The organism is Mucilaginibacter sp. P2_A4, assembly GCF_056405015.1.
On record NZ_JBFUCX010000030.1, the window covers coordinates 1 to 17,905 of the forward strand.

General features: G+C 41.2%; 15 protein-coding genes. 9 read left to right on the forward strand and 6 right to left on the reverse strand.

Annotation, left to right across the window (positions count from 1 at the left end):
* A partial coding sequence (locus tag AC1DYB_RS30135; RefSeq protein ID WP_477440612.1) for an OmpA family protein occupies positions 1–196 on the forward strand: 196 nt, incomplete at its 5' end.
* 66 nt (positions 197–262) lie between these two features.
* Here the strand turns inward: AC1DYB_RS30135 and AC1DYB_RS30140 are convergent.
* The 3 genes from AC1DYB_RS30140 to AC1DYB_RS30150 form a co-directional block, all read right to left on the reverse strand.
* Complete coding sequence (locus tag AC1DYB_RS30140) at positions 263–1,462, reverse strand: PAS domain-containing sensor histidine kinase (RefSeq protein WP_477440614.1); 1,200 nt, start codon at positions 1,460–1,462, stop codon at positions 263–265.
* 286 nt (positions 1,463–1,748) lie between these two features.
* Positions 1,749–2,576 carry a hypothetical protein gene (locus AC1DYB_RS30145; RefSeq protein WP_477440616.1) on the reverse strand — a complete coding sequence of 276 codons (828 nt, stop codon included), beginning with the start codon at positions 2,574–2,576 and terminating at the stop codon, positions 1,749–1,751.
* Between the two features lie 261 nt (positions 2,577–2,837).
* Positions 2,838–3,695, reverse strand: coding sequence for a universal stress protein (locus AC1DYB_RS30150; protein WP_477440618.1), 858 nt, complete (start codon positions 3,693–3,695; stop codon positions 2,838–2,840).
* Positions 3,696–4,057: 362 nt separating this feature from the next.
* Here AC1DYB_RS30150 and AC1DYB_RS30155 point away from each other — a divergent pair, with 362 nt between their 5' ends.
* Entirely contained in the window at positions 4,058–4,798 is a 741-nt protein-coding gene (locus AC1DYB_RS30155; protein WP_477440620.1) for a hypothetical protein, read from the forward strand.
* A gap of 52 nt (positions 4,799–4,850) precedes the next feature.
* On the opposite strand, the gene AC1DYB_RS30160 is transcribed toward AC1DYB_RS30155, so the two are convergent.
* On the reverse strand, positions 4,851–6,149 hold the full coding sequence (locus AC1DYB_RS30160) for an aminotransferase class V-fold PLP-dependent enzyme (RefSeq protein ID WP_477440622.1): 1,299 nt from the start codon (positions 6,147–6,149) through the stop codon (positions 4,851–4,853).
* Positions 6,150–6,566: 417 nt separating this feature from the next.
* Here AC1DYB_RS30160 and AC1DYB_RS30165 point away from each other — a divergent pair, with 417 nt between their 5' ends.
* The 7 genes from AC1DYB_RS30165 to AC1DYB_RS30195 all read left to right on the forward strand — a co-directional run bounded on the left by AC1DYB_RS30165 (position 6,567) and on the right by AC1DYB_RS30195 (position 16,791).
* A complete protein-coding gene (locus AC1DYB_RS30165; RefSeq protein ID WP_477440624.1) occupies positions 6,567–9,707 on the forward strand; it encodes a SusC/RagA family TonB-linked outer membrane protein in 3,141 nt (1,046 codons plus the stop codon).
* A gap of 11 nt (positions 9,708–9,718) precedes the next feature.
* Positions 9,719–11,536 (forward strand): RagB/SusD family nutrient uptake outer membrane protein, encoded by a 1,818-nt coding sequence (locus tag AC1DYB_RS30170; protein ID WP_477440626.1) that lies wholly within the window; start codon positions 9,719–9,721, stop codon positions 11,534–11,536.
* A 19-nt stretch (positions 11,537–11,555) separates the two neighbouring features.
* Positions 11,556–12,260, forward strand: coding sequence for a DUF3823 domain-containing protein (locus tag AC1DYB_RS30175; protein WP_477440628.1), 705 nt, complete (start codon positions 11,556–11,558; stop codon positions 12,258–12,260).
* 22 nt (positions 12,261–12,282) lie between these two features.
* The gene (locus tag AC1DYB_RS30180) at positions 12,283–13,434 is read left to right on the forward strand and encodes a hypothetical protein (protein WP_477440630.1); all 1,152 of its coding nucleotides are present in this window, start codon (positions 12,283–12,285) and stop codon (positions 13,432–13,434) included.
* Positions 13,435–13,515: 81 nt separating this feature from the next.
* The gene (locus AC1DYB_RS30185) at positions 13,516–14,490 is read left to right on the forward strand and encodes a family 43 glycosylhydrolase (RefSeq protein ID WP_477440632.1); all 975 of its coding nucleotides are present in this window, start codon (positions 13,516–13,518) and stop codon (positions 14,488–14,490) included.
* A 1-nt stretch (position 14,491) separates the two neighbouring features.
* Positions 14,492–15,496: a family 43 glycosylhydrolase gene (locus AC1DYB_RS30190; RefSeq protein WP_477440634.1), complete on the forward strand. Its 1,005-nt coding sequence runs from the start codon at positions 14,492–14,494 to the stop codon at positions 15,494–15,496.
* Positions 15,497–15,522: 26 nt separating this feature from the next.
* Positions 15,523–16,791 (forward strand): glycoside hydrolase family 99 protein, encoded by a 1,269-nt coding sequence (locus tag AC1DYB_RS30195; protein ID WP_477440636.1) that lies wholly within the window; start codon positions 15,523–15,525, stop codon positions 16,789–16,791.
* 166 nt (positions 16,792–16,957) lie between these two features.
* Here AC1DYB_RS30195 and AC1DYB_RS30200 read toward each other — a convergent pair whose 3' ends face one another.
* On the reverse strand, positions 16,958–17,347 hold the full coding sequence (locus AC1DYB_RS30200; RefSeq protein ID WP_477440638.1) for a VOC family protein: 390 nt from the start codon (positions 17,345–17,347) through the stop codon (positions 16,958–16,960).
* Between the two features lie 213 nt (positions 17,348–17,560).
* On the reverse strand, positions 17,561–17,905 hold a 345-nt coding region (locus tag AC1DYB_RS30205; RefSeq protein WP_477440640.1), incomplete at its 5' end, for an integrase core domain-containing protein.

The window sequence follows — 17,905 nt, forward strand, 5'->3', positions numbered from 1 at the left end:
ATCTGAAGGTACTGCTGCTCACAACATCGCTTTATCAAAAGACCGTGCTAACTCTGTAAAAACTTACTTAGTTAACTCTGGTGTTGATGCTAAGAAAGTTAAAGTAAAAGGCTTTGGTGAAACCAACCCAATTGCTGATAACTCAACTGAAGAAGGACGTGTATTAAACCGTCGTGTTCAGTTCAAACAAAAATAATCTTTAATAAAATATTATTTGAAAAGGCTCCGGATAACCCGGAGCTTTTTTTGTTTTATGTTATAACTATATTACACTGAATAACGGAAAGATCAATTTAAAATCAGTACCCGATGATTCACTGCTTTTAAACTGGATAGTACCGTTCATTAATTTCACATAACGCTGAACGATATTTAAGCCTAAGCCTGTTCCCGGAATATCCTGGGTATTATCAGCCCTGAAAAAAGCTTCGAATAAATGTTCCTGGTCTTTCAACGGAATACCTATTCCATTATCTTTAAGCCGTATTTCATACTCCTTATCATCAATTTTTGTTTCCAATTCAATTAAGCAAATATCACGCGAGTACTTAATAGCATTTGAAATTAAATTACTTAAACAATATTTAAGCAAGCTTTGATCAAGTAAACAAATTGTATGTATACCGGCGTGGTTGTAAAATAATTTCTGGTTTTTATTAGTCAGCTGCCTCATTTCATTTAACAGCTCCTCGCAAAAAATTACAAGATCAAATTCCCCGTAGATAGGGATGATCTTACCTGCTTCTATTTGTTCAACAGATAAAAAATCGCCTAAAATATCTGTTAAATCCTTAACCGATGCCTTAATTTTATGCAGGTGCATCATGATTTTTTCTTTATCCAACCTGTTGAAATAACGTTCAATTAATGAAGCAGACAATTGTATACAGCTTAGTGGCGACCTAAACTCATGCGAAGCCATAGATACAAAGTACGTTCTGGCCTGGTTAATTTCCTTTTCTTTTTCTAATAAATCCTCAGCCTCGTTCTGTGATATTTTCAGCTGAGCTATTAGTTTTTGCAATTCGATAGTACGGTCATGAACAACTGATTCAAGGTTATTAGTATATTCCATTAGCTGTTCAGCCATCTTTTTTTCAACGCTCAGGTCATGAATTACCGCGGTAAAAACTACTTCATCGTTACATAACACCTTGCGTAATGCTAATTTAACGGGAAAGGTACTCCCATCTTTTTTTATCCCGGTTGCTTCACACTCCTTGCCTGTTATATTAATTATCCATGTATCCGCATTGTTCTTTACATGCTCCTGCCGGGATAATTCATCTTTAAAATGTAAGAGTGTTTCAACCTGCTCATTAATCAATTCCCGCGACTGGTATCCAAAAAGCTCACATAACCGGGTATTTACTAATTTGATGATCCCTTTTTGATCAATATTGATAATTCCATCAATAGCATTCTCAATTATCGCATGTAGCAATGCTTCATTATTCATCATTCGTTAACAAGGAAAAGTTATAGTAAAGAGGATCTTAGTTATGATTTGTAAATATTGGATGTATCATTAGTTAAACAAATGATGAGCATCACTTTGGATAACTAAAATTGAAGTAATTACAATAACAGATCGCGTTTATTTAATTATAAACCGTTTATAAAACCATCTTTTTACAATTTAGGCAAAAGTATGTAGCATGCTATTAATAACATGATATAGCTCAATAGAACCCTGAATAGCCCAAAGCACTTCCCTGATCAATTTTATTGTTCACTTTAATAGCTGGTTAATACGGAAAAACAAGCACAGGAACGGTGAGGTTTTCAGGGAGTTTATCTTTTATATCTGTACCTATTATTTCGGCAAAATGATACCGGTGATTAATCATAACCAACAGATCATTATGCATCCCGTTTTCCAGAACATCCACCGCGGTTGATAGGTTTCTCTCTCTGATATTATTAAAATACAATTGATCATAATTAACATTCTTACATATCGCTATATTAAAAACATCAAAGGCATACTTTTCATCCATGTGCGGCAGGCCTTTTGCCGATAAATGGGCAATGGAAAGATTAGCTTTTATAGCTTTTGCCATATCAACCAGGTACCGCACAATGTGTAACCGGCAATAACGAAGGTCGGCTATGTAAACTATCCGTTCAAGATTCTTTATTTGCCAGTTGGCAGGTACCAGCATCAGCGGGCAAAGCACCTTGTTCAGTAAATAATTAACGTTTATTTTAATGGCTGAGGTAGATGTACCGTGGCCCATACCTTTAACCATCAGCCATATTTGTTCTTTATTAACCAGTGCGGCAAGTTCCGTTTCATTGGCATTTGAAATATCAATTTCTTTTATCTCTGGTTTAAAAGCCTGATCATCAATATAAGGTACCGACAAATGGCCGGGCACATTATTAACGGGTAATGCATTATCTGTATAACCACTTCCGTTTTTGGTTAATACTTTTTCAAAAACTTTACTTTTTATCTTATGGGTGTTAGCTATAAGAATATTTGCATGGTTTTTTTCGGCCATTAACTGAACAAATGCCCTGGTATGACCAGCTTCGGCAGAATGATCATTTATTACAAGGATTGTTTTCATAATGATGAGATTAGAACAAGTGAGATACTACTAAGTAAAGTTTAAAAAATACTGGCAGTAAATTAGTGACCACCATCACACGGAAATGTATTTCTGATCATAAATAAGCTACATCCAGCTACTGGCATACATATTCCTGGTGCTTTTTAAGTTTTGTTTTATATATTAAAAAACGACCATTGGTTTGGCTCAGTCCCTCCATAAATAATAACAAAAGCCTCATTATAAGAGGCTTCTTACAATATAAAAAACTGAATGCTATTAATTTTGCGCGTGGAATACAAGCAGTGGAATTTCTATTTTACTGGCCATTTTCTGAGTAACGCTGCCGTTTAACAAGCCATGCAAAAAGCTATGCGAATGATGTACCATTGCTAAAATATCAACATGACCGTGTACACATAGCCAGTTTAAGCCATCGTCAGGCTTCTCTCCTTCGCATATCCGGTAATATATATGAGAGTAATTGCTTTTGTTGGATAGATCAGTCAGGAAAGGCCCTATAAGTGTTTTAAAACCATCAGCATGCTCCTTTCCCTTAGCTATATGGGTAATTAATATTTCGGCATCAAGCATTCTTGCAAATGGTATCAATTCATATACAAATTTTAAATCCTCGTCGGGGTGTTTAAAATCTGTGGCAAAAGCAATTTTCTTTATCGGTTTTATAGCAACCTTAGGCGGAATCAGCAGCAAAGGTTTTGACGCGTAATTGATAGCTCCTTTAGCATGATTCCCCAAAAGGAATTTACTGAGGCCCCTGCCGTGAGTTCCCATAACTACCATATCAACATGACTGTTTTCAATAACTTGTTTTAAAACACTGTTAAAATCGCCCATTTCGTTAATACAGGTTACCTTAGGCTTAACATCATCATTTGATTCCTTGCTTTGTAACCGGGCCGCTAATTTTTCAAGCTCGGCAAGGCTATCATCCATAATATGCTGATAATCATCCATTGGCCAAACTACCATTCCTGCTTCGGGTATTTCGGCCGGCACAATAAAGGCATTACACAAAATCAGCTTGGCTTTAAGTTGCTTTACCAGGTCATAAGCGTATTCAGCCGCATGTGTTGCGGTGTCTGAAAAATCGGTTGGGGCAAGTATGGTTTTCATGGTTATGGGTGATTGATTTTATTGACATAAAATTCCGAAATAACCGGCAACAAATTAATGATATTGGTCATATCTGTTAATGACATGTAACAATAAACACGTTTTCAAATAGCCTTGATGGATAGCACGAGGCTTGTTCTATAAGAACGTAGAGTAAACTTATTTTTAGGATCAGCATAAATTGACTTTTTAGGATCATTACTACGAGTACCGCAGCCGATATTCATTAAATAATATGATAAAAGATAATTATTTAAATCTCAAATATCTTTTTAGATTTAAGGGCTAAACCAACGCAACTAATGAGATAATATCTCGTAATCACATATATACCAACCCAATACAATTTTAACTTTTGATTGATGAGCACGCGTTTCTTTTTAACTTTATCCCTTATAGTATTTATCTCCAAAGGCGTGTTATTTGCCCAAGACGAATTATTTGAGAACAGAATAGTTCAAACTAAAAAAGATACAAAAACTTATACCATTCGGTCTCTTGAAGGGAAAGCAGTAAGAATAAAAGTTTTACCTGATTATGTGCATGACATTTTGTGCGTGATATATTTAACAGATACAGTTAAGGTATTTAACTATTGGGATGTGCTTCCTAAAACATCTTATTTAAGTAAACAATTTATTAAAATAAACTATGAAGTTAGGGGCGGTTCAAATTTCGGTCTTGGTAACTCATTGATAATATGTGTAAGTAATAACAAATTATATGAAGCATTACATGTGTTACAATATACAGATTGGGAATCTGAATTGGTTAAAACCTATAACGTTAAGTTTGCATTAGTAACTCATAAGAAAGATTACCTGCTTACAGCAAGCATAAGAGATAAATCAGTTTCATCAATCAACCCTGAAACAAATTATCATTATACAAATAGCAGCAAGTTGCATTTTGATAAGAAACTAAAAGTTTTTTATAGCATAAAACACGATTTATATGATACATTAAAGGTTAGTTATCACGATACAACTTACAAACGTGAAATTCAAGGTAATTTTCCTGAAATAATATTAGAGGACAATAAATATGTTTTTATCGGAGGTCAATGGTTCGAATTGAATAATGGCGCTATAATCAAATATTAAGTGTTAACTATCAGTTGATATTTAAAGAGGGATTTTATCAATTAATACATCGCTACCCTATCTTTCCAGCTACCTCGGTAATTGCTTTCACCAACTTGTCCAGATCGGCAATGGTGGTATACACATGCGGGGTTATCCGCACGCAGCTTACATTTTCAAACACTATTGACACGGTATGGATCTTATACTGGTTAAACAATGCCGCCTCCAGTTGCGCCGGGGTCATACCATCAACAGATACACCGCATATAGCGCAGGAATATTCAGGTTTTAATGAGGTATGTAATTTTACTTTGGGCAGGTGCTGCACCTTACCCGCCCAGTAATTTTTAAGGTAGCGAATCCGCTCCTCTTTGCGTTTGCTGCCAATAGCCAGCTGAAAGTTCACGGCCTCGCCTATCCCCTGTTCTATCGGGAAGCTACGAGTACCCAGGTTTTCAAATTTCCTAATATCCGGGCCCTGCGGATTATCATCACACAACAGCGGCAAAACTTTGGATATCTTTTCTTTTTTTATCCACATCATCCCGCTGCCAATAGGCGCCGAGAGGAATTTATGCAAACTGGTGCCAAAGTAATCGCAATTTAAATCGGGTATTTTAAAATCCAATAATCCAAAAGAGTGCGCGCCATCTACAATAACCTCTATACCCCGGGCATGGGCCATATCGCATATTTTACGAACAGGCATAATTTGCCCCACATAGTTAACTATATGCGTAACGTGTATCAGTTTTGTTTTGGAGGTGATGGCATCCTGGTAAGCCTTTACAATTTGCCCGTCATCTTCTATAGGGAAATCAAAAGTTAGCTGCTTATAAACAATTCCTTCGCGCAATGCCCGTTGCCGGTAAGCCTGTACCATGTGGGGGTAATCCAATTTGGCGCCTATCACCTCATCGCCGCTTTTTAGCGGCAGACCATATATAATGGTATTGAGTGATTCGGTAGCATTACGGTTCACGGCTATCTCATCGGGCAGGGCTCCGGCCAATAATGCCAGTTTCTCGCGCAGTGGTTCGCGGCCCTGGTCAAGTATCCGCCACATGTAGTATGATGGCCCTTCATTAGTTAGTTGGTTGTATCGTTCAACCGCCTGTTGCACTACCAGGGGCGAAGGCGAAACACCCCCATTATTAAGATTGATAATATTGGAGTTTACCGAATAAGACCGTTGAATTACAGCCCAAAAATCTTCATCCTGCGCCACCTGTTGGGGCGTTAAATGGGTTATTTTATTTTGAGCTGATTTCCATTCCTGGGCATGTGCCTGGTTAAACAAGCTTGATGCCGAAAAAGCGCCGGTAAGCACGGCCGCTTGCTTGATAAAACTGCGTCGGTTATTGGTCATAAACGAATTTAGGGTATTGAGCGCACACAAGCAAATGATGTAATAAAAGTTTAACAGATAATTTTATTGCACTCCTTGCCTGCCTGTTTTAAATCCAATAAAAGCCATCGGCTTGTTTAAAAAAATACAATCGATTGCGAAAAATATCTCAAAAGTGATTCTTTTAGTGCTTTTACAGCTAAAATTAATCTATTATTTATTTTTTATTAATGAACGCCTCTTCTTTTGTGTCATTAATATAAACCAATTATAGCACCTGCCGCCATCAATGGCACCCGGTGATTTATTAATCAAACTAAATAACATCATGTACCACTACGAAGCTAAGCCGCCGTAAGTATGCCGCCGCACGCGCTATTTATTACCCTAACATGGTAAACCAAACCAATTAAACTTAACCATTAACAGAGAGACAATATGAAAAAATTAAAATACTTACTTATACTCCTCTTGCTTTTCCCCATTAGTTTGTTAGCCCAGCAAACTACCATCAACGGAAAGGTCATAGATTTAACCGATGGGTCGGCACTTCCGGGGGTAAGTGTAAAAATTAAAGGCACTACCGCTGGCGCCATCACTGATATTGCAGGAAAATTCAGCCTCAACGTTGCAAATTCCAACGTATTTTTACAGGTATCTTATATAGGTTACGTTACCAAAGAGGTAGCTGTAAAAGATATAAAAGGTGGCACTATTGCCTTAACCTCAACCAATAAAACCCTTGATGAGGTAGTTGTTGTAGGCTATGGTGTGCAAAAAAGAGCCACAATAACCGGCTCTGTATCAACACTTCAAAGTAAAGAGATCACCACAACCAAAAACGAAAGTGTTGTAAACATGCTTACCGGTAAAATACCAGGTGTACGCATTGTGCAAACAACCGCCGAACCGGGATCTTACGCTAATAACTTAAATATCAGGGGCTATCAAAGCTCTCCGTTAATCGTAATTGATGGTGTAATAGGCGGCGACCAATCAACCATAGGCCGCATGGACCCCAATGAAATTGAAAGTATTTCTGTACTGAAAGATGCTGCCGCATCCATATATGGTATGAGGGCCGCCGGTGGTGCCATTTTAATAACAACTAAAAAAGGCGGCAAGACCGGAAAGATGAACATCAATTATTCAGTTAACGATGCCATCCAAACATTTTTGGGGATGCCCCAGGGCGTAAGCGCTGTAGATTATATGATGCTGACAAATGAAAAAGTTAAACGCGATTTCGCTAATAATTTTGTAGCTAATGTAACTCCGCAATACTCATATGCCGATATGAAACCATGGCTTGATGGTACTAACAAAACAGCCGACTGGGTGGGTATGGTTTTCAGGAAAACGGCTAACCAAATACAGCACAATTTAAATATTGACGGTGGAAATGATAAGATAAGCTATTTCTTCAACTTTGGTTATCAAAGGCAGGATGGCGTTTTTAAAACCGGAGACTTAAACTACAACAAGTATAATTTCCGCTCAAACGTTACGGCCAACATCACAAAAGGACTAAAGGCGCAAGTATTAACATCGGCCTGGATGGATGAGAAAAACCAGCCTTATACTGATGAGTGGACTGTTTATAAGTACACCTGGAACCAGATACCTACACACCAGATCTATGCCAATAACAATCCTTTATACCCTGCTGTAATGGATGACAACATGAATCCTTCAATCTTCACTGATGCCGATAAAGTAGGTTCAAAACGGAGCAGGAATAAAAGCATTACAAGTCAGTTAAATTTACAGTATGACATACCGGGCATACCCGGATTAAGCGCCAAGGCTTTGTTTAACATTGATTATGGAGTTAATGATTTTAATCAAATAAAAAAGACATTTTCCTTATATACCTATAAAGCAGCTGATGATACTTACATACCAAGTGTAGTAAATTCACCTTCAGGTATAACCCGTGCTTATTACACCCATTTAAATACATTAAGCCAGGTTACATTAAATTATGCTCATACGTTTTTTGATGATCATAACATCACAGCGATGGCTACCTATGAGCAAAGCCATGAAACTGCCGATAATTTTAATGCTTACCGGGATACGGAGATTCCTGTAGATTATTTATTCGGAGGTCTGCAAAACTCTAACATGGCGGGCGGTATGGATGCCGGCGCTTTACAGGATCGTGCACACAGGAGCATTATAGGAAGGTTCAATTACGATTATAAAGGAAAGTATCTTGCCGAATTCAGCTTCCGCAGAGATGGTAACAATTTGTATAAGCCGGGAGCAGATCAATGGGGCTTTTTCCCCGGCGGATCAATAGGCTGGGTCTTAACCAAAGAAAACTTTTTCCGCAGCCTTATTTCTGAAAACATCCTCAGCAACTTAAAGATCAGAGCCTCTTATGGCCAGGTTGGTGCCGAAGATAATGCGCCTCCTTTTAATTATGTCAATGGATATACCTACCCGGTAAACAGCTATATTTTTGGCCCAAGCGCAGTAAACGGATCGGCCCCAAAATTGGGCAACGCCGGTTTAACATGGTCGGTAAATACCTTGAAGAATATAGCCATCGATTTCGGCTTATTTGGTGGCAAAGTTGATGGAACTATTGAAGTTTTCAGAAACGACAGAACAGGATTACCCGCCAAGCCTTCTACTGCATTACCCGGAACCGTGGGTGCAGAGGTGCCACAGATCAACTATAACAGCGACAGGGTACAGGGATTGGATTTCAACTTATCGTACAGGAACACCTTTGGTAAGGTGGGCGTAAACCTTACCGGTAACATAGGTACAACCCGCTTAAAAAACATGACTGTTCTGCGTGGTAATTCAGGTAACGAGTACTCAAACTGGAAAGAGAACCAAACAAACAGGTATCAGAATGTTTGGTGGGGACCAGAATACGCCGGGCAGTTTACCACCTACAAACAAATATACAATTATGGTATAAACACAGGTGGGGGTAATAATAATGTAGTACCGGGTGACTATTATTATAAGGACTGGAACGGCGATGGTGTTATAGATGATAAGGACAGCCATCCTATTGCTACTACCGATATCCCTTTATATAACTACGGCTTTACCGTAGGTATAAGCTATAAAGGCTTTGATATGAACATGCTTTTACAAGGCGCCGCGGGTGTTTACGTACAATACGGAGAGCAATTTGCATCGCCGCTGATGTATGGCAGAAGCGCGTTAACCCGCTTTTTGGACAGCTGGCACACCGCAGATCCTGCTGCAAACGTTTTTGACCCCAACACACAATGGGTACCGGGATATTACCCTGCAATGGGATCGCCAGACGCTCAAGGCACAAAAGCTATACAGAACGCCAGTTACCTGCGTGTAAAAACACTTGAATTTGGTTATTCCTTATCTCCGGCAGTTTTGAAAAGCATAGGTGTTAGAAAACTCAGGATATATGTAAACAGCTACAACCTGTTAACATTTACCGGCTTAAAGAACTATGATCCTGAACACCAGGGCCCTAATCCAAGAGACAATAACGATTTCGGCAAGGCCTTAGGCGGATACACCTACCCAATGAACAGGACTTTTAATCTGGGAGCTAACGTTTCCTTTTAAACCATTGACACATGAAAAGTATACATAAATTAATTATAGCAATATCCATCAGCGTAGGAGGCTCGCTAACTTCCTGCCAAAAGCTGGATATTCCGCCAACCAATATAGTTACTCCCGACGTTATATACAGTAGCGAAGCTGGTGTTAAGTCATTTTTAGCAACCATATATCAAAATTTACCTATCGAGGACTTTAAATACAGGCCAGATCAGGGATTTAAAACAGGCGGTAACGATTGGGAGAATTTTTACAATTCGGCCTCTGTTAACGGCGAAGAAGTTGGCCCCTTTGGCGGCATGGATATTGGCGGCGGCTTTGGCTACTGGCCATACGGCGATATCAGGAATGTTAATACACTGATAGCCGAACTGCCTAAACATGTGGCCAAGCTAAGCCAGCCCGCGGTAAATGCACTTTTGGGCGAGGCACACTTTTTAAGAGCATACTATTATTTTAGTATGGCCAAACGCTATGGTGGTGTGCCTATCATAACAGTACCACAAGATCCGGCAGCGGCGCTATCTACGCTCCAGGTACACCGCGATAAAGAACAGGCTACATGGGATTTTATTGGAGCTGAGCTTGATTTGGGTTATCAAATGATGCCCGAAACCAGCGATGCCGGCAGAGCCAACAGATATGCGGCAGCCGCATTAAAATCAAGAGCAATGCTATATGCAGCATGTGTTGCCAGGTACGGCTCCGTAAACTTTGTTGATGGCCCGGCGCGCGCGCAAGGTTTAGTAGGTATCCCTGCGGATAAGGCAACTGCCTATTTCCAGGCTGCTTATGATGCCGCCAAATTATTGGAGGGCCATTACTCACTTTATAGTGCAAATTCCGACAAGGTACAGAACTATGTTGATCTGTTCTTAAAAAGCGGAAGTCCGGAAAATATTTTTATCAAACAGTATTCTATTGCCAATCATACTGCCCATAGCTGGGATGCTACCATGTCTCCTCGCTACATGACAGCTAATGCGCTTTCACGTTCATACCCAACTTTAGATTTTGTGCAGCTTTGGGGCGCTTTGCAGGTAACCAATGACGATGGTACACCTAAGCGTTTCGATAACCGCGCCCAATTGATGCAGGGGCTTGAACCAAGGTTGTTAGCCACAGTTTACTTCCCCGGCGCAACTTTAAGGGGGCTTACGTTTGATATGCAAAGAGGTATTTACCCCTCTTTTAGCGGCACAGCTGTTGCAGAGGTTGCCAAACAGGCTAACTCACGTTCATACATACTTGCAGGTGATGTAAAAACATTGTTCCAGGGCAAACAGGTAATTGGCTTTACAGGCCCCTGGACAGGAGGCGACGAATTAACACGCACGGGCTTTTACGTGCGCAAATATGTTGATTATAACAAACCCCAGTCAGCAGTTGATCTGAACAGAAGCGAGCAGCCATGGATTGATCTTCGTTATGGTGAAATATTGCTGAACCGTGCAGAAGCGGCTATGGAATTAGGCAATTCTGGCGATGCATTAACCTCGGTTAACCAAATAAGAAGCCGGGCCGGCGCAACACCTTACGCTTCTATTGATTTGACTAAAGTTCGTAACGAAAGGCGTATGGAGCTTGCCTTTGAAAACCAGTACTACTGGGATCTAAAAAGATGGCGCACTGCCGATGTGGTGCTTGACCGCGCGCACTTTAAAGGCCTGATGCCCTATTATGTATTTAATGAAAACAAATACATTTTCCTGGCCGAACCAGAACTATTTAACCGGGAATATACTTTCCAGAAGCAATTTTATTATGAAGGAATTCCGGGCGGCGAAATTGGTAAGAACCCTAATTTACTCCCTAACAATCCTAATTATTAAGAATTTAAAAATTTAAGATATGAAAAAACTGATTAGTAGAATTTTGGTGGGCGTAGCTATACTGGCAAGTTCTGCATGTACAAAAACAGACAATTATAACGGCCCAAACGCCTCTTTTCAGGGCAATATAGTTTCCTCTGAAGGTGGTAATTTACCAACATCAGGTGGTAGTACCACAATCAAGCTTCAGCAAATTGGCTGGACCACCCCGCAAACCATCCCAAGTAAGTTTGATGGCACGTTTGAGGATACCAAGCTATTTAAAAGTGGCTATAAGGTTGTACCTACAGGAGGTGCTTTTTGGCCTGTGTATGATACGGTAACCGTGAATATTGATAAAGGGACTAAGCATGATTTTGTTGTTACACCATACATCGTGATTAAAAACTTTACCTCCACTTTAACCGGCACAACACTAACCTTAAAGTTTAATATTGAAGCCCCTGTTGCAGCGGGTTTGCCAACTATAAAGGATGCACAGCCTTATGTTAATACAACTAAGCTGGTAGGTACAGGAGCGTCTATACGTGACTTTTCCGACCTGAATGCAAAAGTCATCAATAAAGAGTATACAGATCTGAGCGCTGCCGATAAAGCTATGACCCTAACGGTTCCTAATCTTATCCCCGGCCGAACATTTTTTGTACGTGTTGGGGTACGGTTAAGCGATAGTTTCAATAGTTCAAATTTCTCGGAAATAGTACAGGTAGATGTTCCTAAATAATTTAACCTTAAACCTAAAGGAAATGAAATTCATTAAAACAACGATGGTATGTTCCATCTTCATGATAGCCCTTACAGTTGCCGGCTGTAAAAAAGAAAAATATCTTTCGCGGGATACATCCGGCCTGAAACCGCCGCATATTGATACTACCACGACACCACCGCCAGTTGTTGACCCTACACTGGTGGTATTTGACAATGCCGACGCTAAGGACGGATGGCAAACCGTAGGTGATGTAAACATTACCACAACCGGCCAAAAAGAAGGAACCGGCTATATCAAAAACACCATTGCCAACGGCGGCGATTTTATGCAGTTTATTAAGGATTTACCAACACCATTGGATACCAAACTTAATGGAACTAATGGCCAGTTTAAATTCTGGTGGTATGTATCAGATGTATCCCTGCTTAAAGCTGATGGTTCTATTGAGATCACCAGCTCAGGAAAATCAGATGCCTTTGAGTCGGCCTGGGATGTAGCGCCGTTAATACCAACCTTAAAAAATGGATGGAACGAGATCGCACTTAACTTTAGCAAAGCCATAAAAACAGGAGATGGCGGTGCAGATTATTCAGCCATAAATCACTTTCGTATATTTTTCTTTACAAAAACTAAAGACCACGGCGACCTGGTAACCGGAGTGGACGACTTTGTATTTAAGGCTGCGCCCGCGCCGCCAGCGGTTGAGCTTGACGCCTGCGACTTAAAAGACGGCTGGCAAACTGTTGGGGATGTAAATATTGCAACCACGGGCCAAAAAGAAGGTGCCGGATATATCAAAAACACAATCGCAAATGGTGGCGATTTTATGCAGTATATAAAAGAGGTGGCTGCACCGCTTAATACAACCTTTACCGAAACTACCGGCAGGTTCCAATTCTGGTGGTACGTATCTGATGTATCTCTTCTTAAAGCTGATGGCTCCATTGAGATAACGAGTTCAGGAAAATCAGATGCCTTTGAGTCGGCCTGGGATGTGGCTCCGCTTATACCATCCTTAAAAAATGGATGGAACCTAATAACGCTCGATTTTGATAAATCCATCAAAACGGGCGATGGAGGAGCCGATTATACAGCGATCAATCACTTCCGGGTCTTCTTCTTTACCACCAGTAAAGATCACGCCGATCTGGTTACCGGTATAGATGACCTGAAGTTTATATCAAAATAACCTTATCCCTACCCCTAATTTTTAAACATCAAAATAGCGGAGAGTTACTACTCTCTGCTATTTTAAAGACACATTATCCTAATGATTAAATGTAATTTATTAAGCATTTCAGCAGTAATGGTTATGGCGCTGTTATCCACAGCACCATGTAAGGCACAGGAAAAACCTGCCGAAACCACACCTGTTGGCGTACCCTTTGTAACAGATATTTACACTGCAGATCCATCCGCGCATGTATGGAAGGATGGCCGCTTATATGTATATCCCTCCCATGATGTTGCCCCCCCGCGGGGTTGTGACCTAATGGACCAATACCACGTTTACTCAACCGATGATATGGTACACTGGAAAGATCATGGCGAAATACTGCGTGCCAGCCAGGTGGAATGGGGCCGCCCCGAAGGTGGCTTTATGTGGGCACCGGATTGTGCTTATAAAAACGGCATCTATTACTTCTATTTCCCCCACCCAAGCGGCACGGCTTGGAACAGTACCTGGAAAATAGGCGTTGCTACCAGTAAAAGCCCGGCAAGCGGTTTTAAATCGCAGGGGTACATCAAGGGCCTGGAATCAATGATAGATCCATGTGTGTTTATTGATGATGACGGACAAGCCTACTTTTATTATGGCGGCGGCGGCACCTGCAAAGGCGGCAAGCTAAAAGGCAACATGGTTGAAATTGATGGCGAAATGCACAAAATGGAAGGTCTGGAAGATTTTCACGAAGCCAGCTGGGTGCATAAACGTAATGGCATTTATTACCTTTCCTACTCAGATAACCATGATGTTGCCGGCAAGCACAATCAAATGCGCTATGCAACCAGCAGCAGCCCCTTAGGCCCCTGGACCTCAAAAGGCATTTATATGGATCCTACCGATAGCTATACCAATCATGGTTCCATCGTTCAGTTTAAGGGCCAATGGTACGCGTTTTATCATAACAGTTCTCTATCTAACCAGGATTGGTTAAGATCAATCTGCGTAGATAAGCTTTATTATAATGCCGATGGTACTATAAAAAAAGTAGTGCCAACAGGCGCTATAAAAAGCAAATAATATGAACAGGAAGATAATCCATAGCATCCTCTTCATAGCATCGATTTTAATAACCGGTAGCTGTGCAAAAAAAGGTGATACCAATAAAAATACACCTCCGCCGGTTATTGAAGGTGCTGAGGGCGATGGGTTCAAAAATCCCTTTGTTACTGATATTTATACAGCCGATCCATCGGCCCACGTTTGGGCCGATGGCAGGCTGTATATATACCCATCCCATGATGTAGACCCGCCGCGGGGATGCGATCTGATGGATAAATATCACGTTTACTCAACCGATGATATGGTGCATTGGCGCGACGAAGGCCAAATATTAAGCGCCGCGGATGTTGATTGGGGACGCGCCGATGGCGGTTTTATGTGGGCTCCGGATTGTGCTTACAAAAATGGCACCTACTACTTCTATTTTCCGCACCCAAGCGGTACCGAATGGAATACTACCTGGAAAATAGGTGTGGCCACCAGTAAAAGCCCGGCCAAAGACTTTAAATCGCAGGGATACATCAAGGGTTTGGAATCATTGATAGATCCATGTGTGTTTGTTGACGATGACGGGCAGGCCTATTTATACTACGGTGGCGGCAACATTTGTAAAGGCGGCAAGCTGAAGGATAACATGATGGAACTTGATGGCGACATGAAAACCATGCAGGGCCTTACCGATTTTCATGAGGCAAGCTGGGTACACAAACGGAACGGGGTATATTATTTATCATATGCCGATAACTTTAACGAAGCCGGTAAACATAACCGCATGCGCTATGCAACAAGCAGTACCCCACTGGGCCCCTGGACTAATAAGGGGGTATATATAGACCCAACAGACAGTTTTACTGATCATGGCTCTATTGTTGAATTTAAGGGCCAGTGGTATGCCTTTTACCATAACAGCTCGCTATCACACAACGATTGGCTACGGTCAATTTGCGTAAACAAGCTGTATTACAACGCAGATGGCACCATCCGCAAGATCATCCAGACAGATATAAACGGGAAGAAAAAATAAAAGCATTTACAAAAAACCAAACTGACATGAGGAAAAGATTTAATGTGTTGCTAATAACAGCATTGATAGCCGTAAGCTGCAGCTGTTCAAAAAAACATAGCCCCGATCCGGCGCCGCCGGTAACACCAACCGATACTATTGACCGCACCCCATCGCCGGTTGGTGATGTGGTAGGTAAAGTTGTTGTTGGCTACCAGGGATGGTTTGCCGCAATAGGCGATGGATCGCCGATTGACAGGTACTGGCACTGGGCACAAACCTGGGAGCAGCAGCCATCGCCAACCAATAAGGCAATTTCAGCATGGCCCGATGTGCGCGATTATGCCCATACCTTCCCAACCAAATTTGCTAATCTGAACAATGGTCAGCCGGCCACACTGTTCTCATCGTTTTCAGATCAAACCATTGATGTGCAATTTAAATGGATGAAACAATATGGCATTGATGGCGCGGCGTTACAACGCTTTAACCCAAGCGGATTGGAAGGCCCCGTGCGCGATGCCATGGCCGCCAAAACCAAGGTTGCAGCAGAGGCCAATGGCGTAAAGTTTTACATTATGTATGATGTAAGCGGCTGGACAAATATGCAAAGCGAATTAAAAACCGACTGGACAAATAAGATGTCGCAATATACTTCGTCGCCTGCCTATGCAAAGCAAAATGGCAAACCTGTTGTATGCATCTGGGGCTTTGGCTTTGCAGATGATAACCACAATTTTACGGCTGCAAATTGCCTTGAGGTAATTAAATGGTTTAAAAGCAAAGGATGTTACGTTATTGGCGGCGTGCCCACAAACTGGCTGACACAAACCAGCGATTCACGTTCGGAATTTTTAAGTACTTATAAAGCATTTGACATGCTTTCACCCTGGATGGTTGGGCGGATTGGCAATGCCAACCAGTCCGACGGTTTCTATGTAACTATCAATAAAGCCGACCAGGCTTATTGCAACGCCAACGGCATTGATTACCAGCCCTGCGTAATGCCCGGCGATCTATCAGCCCATCAGCGTGCCCACGGCGATTTTATGTGGAGGCAATTTTATAATATGACCAGGGTTGGCGCCCAGGGTATTTATATATCCATGTTTGATGAGTACAACGAAGGCAACCAGATAGCCAAAACCGCCGAAACCCAGGCTTTTGTGCCGGCAGGATCAGGCTTTTTATCATTAGATGAAGATGGCACGGCCTGCTCTGCAGACTACTACCTAAGGCTTACCGGCGACGGAGCCAAGATGTTTAAGAAAACAATTCCGCTCACTGCAACAAGGCCTACAAAGCCGGTGTTGTAAGTTAACATTACTTGCGTAAAAAGGCCGCCGGGATCAATGATCACAGCGGCCTTTTTGTTTCTTTATAAATATAAATATATCAGAGCTTAGCGCGTCGTATACAGGGCGAATCTGCATAGTCCAGAATGTCTTGTACCTAAATATAACCTGTTAAGAAAAAATATAGTTAGGTTTTAGGTCGACCAAAAAACAAAACATAGCCATCCGCATCTGTTACTTCAAAACCACGCAGCCCATCGCTGTTGTCCCCGAGCGGTTGGCGAAATGTTATGCCATTTGAGCTGAATTCTTCAAATAAAGCGTCAGGCTCTTCCGTAGAAATGTACGCATCCCATGGGGCCCATTCATGCCGGGTATGATTCGGAATGGGTTTTATGTCATCAGCGATAGCTTTAAGCATAATGGAAACAGGGCCACGGCCCACCATCGCCCAATATGGGTCATCGTCAGGACCAGTATACCAAACTTCAAACCCAAGTTTATGTACATAAAATGATACCGAATCTTTTAAATTCGAAACAATAAAAAAAGGCGTAATGAAGTTAAGCTTTGCCATTGTTTTACATTTTTATAGAGAAATAAGCAGCTAATGCATACTTCGTTATCATAAATATCAGGAGTTCAAAGATTGAAAGCAAATCTTAATCCTAACCGAATATTAAACGGCTGTCTAAATTTGATTCATTAATGTTTTTATGCTCTAATGAAGCACATATTTTCGCGTCATTGCTGTAAGGGTTTAGTAATTCGGTAACAGAATCAGGTATTTTTATTTGTTGTTTAGGGTGACCATATCGATAGGTTTTTTACCATTGATGCCCTGATGTGGCCGTTCCCAGTTATAATAAACAAGATATTTGAGGAGTTCATCTTCCAGCTCTTCAAAGCTGTCGAAATCGATATCTTCAATAAGGTCTTCTTTAAGGGTCCTCCAAAAGCGTTCCACCTTGCCGTTCGTTTGCGGCCGATAAGGCTGCATATACCGCCGTTTGATGCCTGTTTCCATTAACATTCGCTCAAAAGGATGGTTCCGCTTTTGCAAACTTGTTGAAGTACCAAACTCCGGGCCGTTATCGGCAATGATCTCCTCGAACTGGATGCCGAACTCCCGTTT

Coding starts and splice junctions, on each gene's coding strand:
- AC1DYB_RS30160 (WP_477440622.1), bottom strand. CDS start 6,149: ATGACCAATAACCGACGCAGTTTTATCAAGCAAGCGGCCGTGCTTACC.
- AC1DYB_RS30150 (WP_477440618.1), bottom strand. CDS start 3,695: ATGAAAACCATACTTGCCCCAACCGATTTTTCAGACACCGCAACACAT.
- AC1DYB_RS30180 (WP_477440630.1), top strand. CDS start 12,283: ATGAAATTCATTAAAACAACGATGGTATGTTCCATCTTCATGATAGCC.
- AC1DYB_RS30200 (WP_477440638.1), bottom strand. CDS start 17,347: ATGGCAAAGCTTAACTTCATTACGCCTTTTTTTATTGTTTCGAATTTA.
- AC1DYB_RS30155 (WP_477440620.1), top strand. CDS start 4,058: ATGAGCACGCGTTTCTTTTTAACTTTATCCCTTATAGTATTTATCTCC.
- AC1DYB_RS30185 (WP_477440632.1), top strand. CDS start 13,516: ATGATTAAATGTAATTTATTAAGCATTTCAGCAGTAATGGTTATGGCG.
- AC1DYB_RS30140 (WP_477440614.1), bottom strand. CDS start 1,462: ATGATGAATAATGAAGCATTGCTACATGCGATAATTGAGAATGCTATT.
- AC1DYB_RS30170 (WP_477440626.1), top strand. CDS start 9,719: ATGAAAAGTATACATAAATTAATTATAGCAATATCCATCAGCGTAGGA.
- AC1DYB_RS30195 (WP_477440636.1), top strand. CDS start 15,523: ATGAGGAAAAGATTTAATGTGTTGCTAATAACAGCATTGATAGCCGTA.
- AC1DYB_RS30175 (WP_477440628.1), top strand. CDS start 11,556: ATGAAAAAACTGATTAGTAGAATTTTGGTGGGCGTAGCTATACTGGCA.
- AC1DYB_RS30165 (WP_477440624.1), top strand. CDS start 6,567: ATGAAAAAATTAAAATACTTACTTATACTCCTCTTGCTTTTCCCCATT.
- AC1DYB_RS30190 (WP_477440634.1), top strand. CDS start 14,492: ATGAACAGGAAGATAATCCATAGCATCCTCTTCATAGCATCGATTTTA.
- AC1DYB_RS30145 (WP_477440616.1), bottom strand. CDS start 2,576: ATGAAAACAATCCTTGTAATAAATGATCATTCTGCCGAAGCTGGTCAT.